Origin of the sequence: Paramaledivibacter caminithermalis DSM 15212, assembly GCF_900142245.1 — a bacterium.
GTDB classification, from domain to species: Bacteria; Bacillota; Clostridia; order Peptostreptococcales; family Caminicellaceae; genus Paramaledivibacter; species Paramaledivibacter caminithermalis.
In genome coordinates, this window is the sequence record NZ_FRAG01000106.1 from 1 (window position 1) to 5318 (window position 5318).

A 5318-nucleotide genomic window follows, 5' to 3' on the forward strand; every position below is an offset into this window, starting at 1 on the left:
ATTTTTATTAAGCTCAAAGAAGGCTATAGAGGAACTTTATTAAACTTATTAAGAGTTCTAAGAAGTTGTATTTTTAAAAAGTATGAGATTTTCCTAGAAAACCTCTTTGTCACACCTTCAAAATCTTCTAGAGGTCGGCGGAGAATAAACCATATTCGAATATTTAATGCAACATTAGAGCAATTTGAAAATGCAGAAATAGAGCATTTGAATACAGTGGGAATCAATCCAGTAATATAAATAACATATATCTATTGTAAAAATATGGATAAGGACTATCTTCTGGTTGGAGTTGTCTTTTTGAAAATATTTATCAGTATTGCTATGTAAATATTTTGCATTTATATAAACTTGTTACATCAATAATTCTTAGAGATTTATTCTTGACTTTTCGTAATTAATTTTATGCAACACTAGTGAATGAATATATTTTATTGCAAAAGAAGTTATTTTAATATAAATTAAATATATATGTCTATTAGACGATTGCGAAACTATTTAGAGAGTTATCCACAATCAATTTTTAAGTTTTTAAATATTGACTATTGAAAATACTGTATTTGCTAAGATAGCAAGTTAATAAAATAGCTTTAACCATACTTAAAATTGAACCATATATATATTCTGTGGATAAATTTTATATCAAGTGAAGGAAAGTTTTCGTTTTTCTATATGAAAAGCTTGAAAATACTAGCTTATAAATTTTGCAATCGACTATATATATGTCTATATAAAGGAGTGATTTTACAATGTTGTCAAAAAAGTTGGATCAAGTAACCCCTTCTTATACTATAGAAATAAGTACTAAAGTTAATGAATTGAAAAATGAAGGCATGGATATAATTAACCTAAGCATTGGAGAACCCGATTTTTTTACTCCAAAGCAAGCTCAAAACAAAGGTATTGAGGCTATTTATAATAATAGAACTAAATATGATGCCGCAGCTGGCTTAAAGGAACTTAGAAAAGCTATTCAAGATAAACTTAGAGAAGAAAACAATGTCCATTATGATTTAGATGAGATAGTAGTTTCAAGTGGTGCTAAGCATTCTATCACTAATACTTTGATAGCTCTTCTTGATCCAGGTGATGAAGTGATTATACCTAAACCATTTTGGGTAAGCTACTCTGAAATGATTAAAATGACTAGTGGCATACCTGTTCTTGTTGAAACCGATAAGAATAATGATTTTAAAATAACAGCGGAAGAATTAGAAAATGCTATATCTACAAAAACTAAACTTTTACTAATAAATAATCCATCAAATCCAACTGGCGCCATATACACTAAAGATGAACTAAAATCCATAATTAAAGTATGTTTAGATAATAATGTATATATATTAGCTGATGAAATTTATGAGAAAATATGTTATGCCGATAATTTCACAAGTATTGCATCTTTATCTAAAGAAGCTAAGGAAATTACTATAACTATTAACGGTCTCTCAAAGTCTGCCGCCATGACTGGCTGGAGAATTGGTTATTCAGCTTCTTCTAAAAAAATAGCTAAAGCAATTTCTACTATACAAGGACATTTGGTTTCACATCCATCTACTATTTCTCAATGGACCGCCTACGGTGCTTTAACTCTTTGTGGTGATGAAATGAAAAAAATGGTTGGTATATACAAAGAGCGTAGAGATAAAGCAGTACGCTTACTTTCTAAAATAGATAACATTTCATTTATAAATCCTCAAGGAGCTTTTTATATATTTATAGATATATCAGCTTTTAAAAATAAATTTAATTATAGAGATAGCTATTCTGTTGAATTTTGTAAAAGATTTTTAGAAAACTACAATGTAGCTATTGTTCCAGGAATAGCCTTTGGAATAGATGATTATGTAAGGATTGTATATTGTGCTGATATAAATGATGTATTAGAAGGCATAAGACGATTAGAAGAATTCATACAATCATTATAAGTCTTTTTATATGATAAAGAGTCCATGGAGGTATCTAATGGACTCTTCATTATAGTTTAAATTAAGTATATTTGGAGACTAAGATTTTGTTTCACCCATCGCCATACAACACGAATCCACTTTTACTCTTCTTCAATAGGATCAAAATCGCTCTCGGTAATAAGCTGTTCTTCAATTTCTTCATCATCTATTTTACCTGCTTTAGCCAGAGATGCTATAACTTCATCAGGAGCATTTAACACTGTTATTTCTTCTCCAAATTCTACATCTCCAATTTTCAACGGACGTCCAAAGGCTAAATCCTTTACACTAATTTTAATATTTTCTGGTAAATTTTGAGGTAAACATTCTATATTAATTTCTCTTAGTTGGTGTTGAATTGTAGCATAACTATCTTCTACCTCTCGTCTGTCAATCAATGTGATAGGAACAGTAGCATTTATTGCTTTATCAAATGAAACACTTTGAAAATCAATATGAATTATTTCTTTATTATTTATTATATCTCTTTGTATTTCTTTTATCATAGACGTTATGATTTGACCATCCACCTCTAAATCTACTAAAACATTTGTACCATAATTCCTCAAAATACTATTTATCTCTTTTTTCTCCAACTTAATAGTCTTTGGTTCCATATTTTGTCCATAGACTACTCCAGGTATATATCCAATATTTCTAATCCTATTACTTTCATTAGATCCTAAGTTGTTTCTTATTTCACTGTTTATAGATGATTTTAACATACAATCCCTCCAAAATTCATGTTTAGCTATTAGTCATTATTACCACTCCACTCTGTTTTATACTTAAAAATAAAACTAAAGAGCATAAAGCTCTTTAGTTTTTCTGAATTTTCACCTTATATTAAAAACAATATTTTTACTAAAGCCCATTGATAAAGGTACCTCTATCAAAACTCATATATATATTTCCAATAGTAAAACTTAATTTATACATATAAAACATCCACAGCTTTTGAGTTTTTTATGTGTATAAACTAACTGTTTTAATGTAATATCTATATACATATTAATAGTATTTAAACTTCGAATTTTTTTCTTAAATTATTTTTTTAAGAAGTATCAACATAATGACTCCTGGCAACCCTAAAAATCCAGCTATAAGTGCTGTTATAGGATTTATAACTATATTAAGTCCAATTAATTTACCTACAAGGTTCACTACCAAAAGTAGAATTCCACCAATTATTCCATTATATATTAACTTAAATATCCATTTCAAAGGAAATAATAGTAAATAGCCGATAACATATAACAATATTAGTCCTAAGGCATAAGCAAAAATAACGCTTAGTTCTATTCCAATACCCATATTAAACCTCCAAGTTTATAAATATAGTTTAACACTATATTATATAAAGTTTGTCTATGTGTTATTACTCTTTTTTAAGCTCCAATTTTTTATAAATTTAAAATAATGTTTTCTTTTAAAATTAGAAAACATTATTTTAGATTTAAACTATTTTTATAATATCTAAATTGCAAAAATGATTCTACATGAAACGAATTAAAATTTCGCTATAAATATTAAGGAAATAGAATCACACAAAATTCAAAGAAAAAAATCTTTTGTGCGTTCTATATATCTAATGAAAATCTTCATGTATATTCATTTCTTTAGCCAATTTTAAAAGATAAGTATATCTAGTTTTAGCAGCTTCTATCCTGTATATGGCATGGTCAATCAAATCAGGATCTGTAACATTTTCAAAAAATTTTTCTGCATTCTTCCAATCCTCATGGGCCATACGTAAGTTTTCAAGTATTTGTTCATCTTCGCTTTTTACTTCTCCATATACGAATTTCTCATAGATATTTGTTAAACTATTTAGAAATTTATTTTCCTCTTTCTTTTTTTCTTGTTTAAATTGTCGTGGCATTTCCCTTCCCCCAGTCATACATTTTATCCATTAGTTTAACCATTTTTTGGATTGTATATACTTAAAGGAAGTATTTCATGTCTCTGTTATGAATAAACAACTTCACGGTTTAATAAATTTTATATTCTTGTATCTTTATTGCTTTTCTTCAATCAAAGAAATATATACCGCTTTAAATATGTTTCTTCCCGAGTTCATGAATAAGATAATTTTTCCTAAATATTCCTTTATTGTTTAAATATTACACGTTACCTTTTGTTTTATTATTACTTATTTCTCTTCTCCACTAAGTCTTTTATATAAACAGACTCATATTCACTGGCTAATATATCCATGTATATTTCATCATATCTTTTACCTGCAATTTGTTTGGCTTCTCTAAGACGCCCAACTTCCTTAAATCCAACTTTTTTATAACATTTTATTGCAGGTTTATTGTATTCATAAACCTTCAAATGTATATTATGTAAATTCAAAATACTAAATCCAAAATCAAGTATTAATTTAATAGCCTCAGTACCATATCCTTTTCCCCAATAATCCTTATTCCCTATAAATATCCCTATTTCACCTGTATGATTAATTTTATCTATTTTGGGAAAGCCTACATTTCCTATTACATTATCAGTTTCTTTATCTACAATTGCAAAATTGTATTCTGATTGCACAAATCCTTCTAAAAACTCTTTTTCTTTCGCTTCTGTAATTACACTTGCTGTAAACAGCATCCCAACTCCTACTTCCATATCATTTACCCATGTGGTGTATTTTTGATAGTCTTCAACATTAATTGGTGATAAATAACATTTATTTCCTATTATTTTTTTATAGTACATATATAATTACCCTCTCCTCACTTATTTTTATTTAAATATTTATATTATATACCAATATTATAAATCATTCCACAGCCTATAGCTTTTCTACAGTTCTTATTATGTATACTTTTATTTCTTTTAGTATCTTCTTTTTTTCTTAAATCTTTCCCAATTATCTTGCAATATCTTTTTCATTTTTATTTCAGCCATTTCTACATCTCTCTTTTTTAATCTACTCAATATCTATTTTAACAATTTATTCACAAGTTTTGAATTTTGCAATTTACTACTTAATATAATAAAAAAACATGGTCTAAAGGACTTTCCTTTGCCTTATTAAACGTAAGCGTCAAATAGCCCCCACCTAGCAACTAGGCAGAGGCTATGATATTATTCTTTTAAAGGAACCTTACAATCACTTGGAAGAGTATCTGACTAAGGTAGTAAAGCATCAAGGTGAGTCGTATTTGTTATATCTATGTTAGGTAATTTTACAAATAAATATTGTAGGTAATGAAATGGACTTAAGTTATTGGCTTTAGCAGTTTCAATTATGCTATATATCACAGCACTTGCTGATGCTCCCTTTGGTGTATTAGCAAAAATCCAATTTTTCCTTCCAATTGTAAAGGGTCTTATAGCCCTTTCAGCTCTATTATTGCTGATTTC

Annotated in this window: 7 protein-coding genes; 2 read left to right on the top strand and 5 right to left on the bottom strand. The window is 27.8% G+C overall.

From position 1 onward, the window contains the following. Together BUB36_RS20055 and BUB36_RS18355 are read left to right on the top strand one after the other, a co-directional pair. Window positions 1-240 (top strand): hypothetical protein (locus tag BUB36_RS20055; RefSeq protein ID WP_408633809.1); only part of this gene is annotated, 240 nt, incomplete at its 5' end. Between the two features lie 509 nt (window positions 241-749). After that, a complete protein-coding gene (locus tag BUB36_RS18355) occupies window positions 750-1928 on the top strand; it encodes a pyridoxal phosphate-dependent aminotransferase (RefSeq protein WP_073153671.1) in 1179 nt (392 codons plus the stop codon). Between the two features lie 122 nt (window positions 1929-2050). Here the strand turns inward: BUB36_RS18355 and BUB36_RS18360 are convergent, their stop codons facing one another. The 5 genes from BUB36_RS18360 to BUB36_RS18380 form a co-directional block, all read right to left on the bottom strand. After that, window positions 2051-2674: a 50S ribosomal protein L25 gene (locus BUB36_RS18360; protein WP_073153674.1), complete on the bottom strand. Its 624-nt coding sequence runs from the start codon at window positions 2672-2674 to the stop codon at window positions 2051-2053. Between the two features lie 316 nt (window positions 2675-2990). Next, complete coding sequence (locus BUB36_RS18365) at window positions 2991-3263, bottom strand: pro-sigmaK processing inhibitor BofA family protein (protein ID WP_073153677.1); 273 nt, start codon at window positions 3261-3263, stop codon at window positions 2991-2993. Between the two features lie 274 nt (window positions 3264-3537). Continuing rightward, entirely contained in the window at window positions 3538-3831 is a 294-nt protein-coding gene (locus tag BUB36_RS18370; protein WP_084112142.1) for a YaaL family protein, read from the bottom strand. Between the two features lie 266 nt (window positions 3832-4097). Further along, on the bottom strand, window positions 4098-4667 hold the full coding sequence (locus BUB36_RS18375; protein ID WP_073153680.1) for a GNAT family N-acetyltransferase: 570 nt from the start codon (window positions 4665-4667) through the stop codon (window positions 4098-4100). A 417-nt stretch (window positions 4668-5084) separates the two neighbouring features. Beyond that, a partial coding sequence (locus tag BUB36_RS18380) for a transposase domain-containing protein (protein WP_131821364.1) occupies window positions 5085-5318 on the bottom strand: 234 nt, incomplete at its 5' end.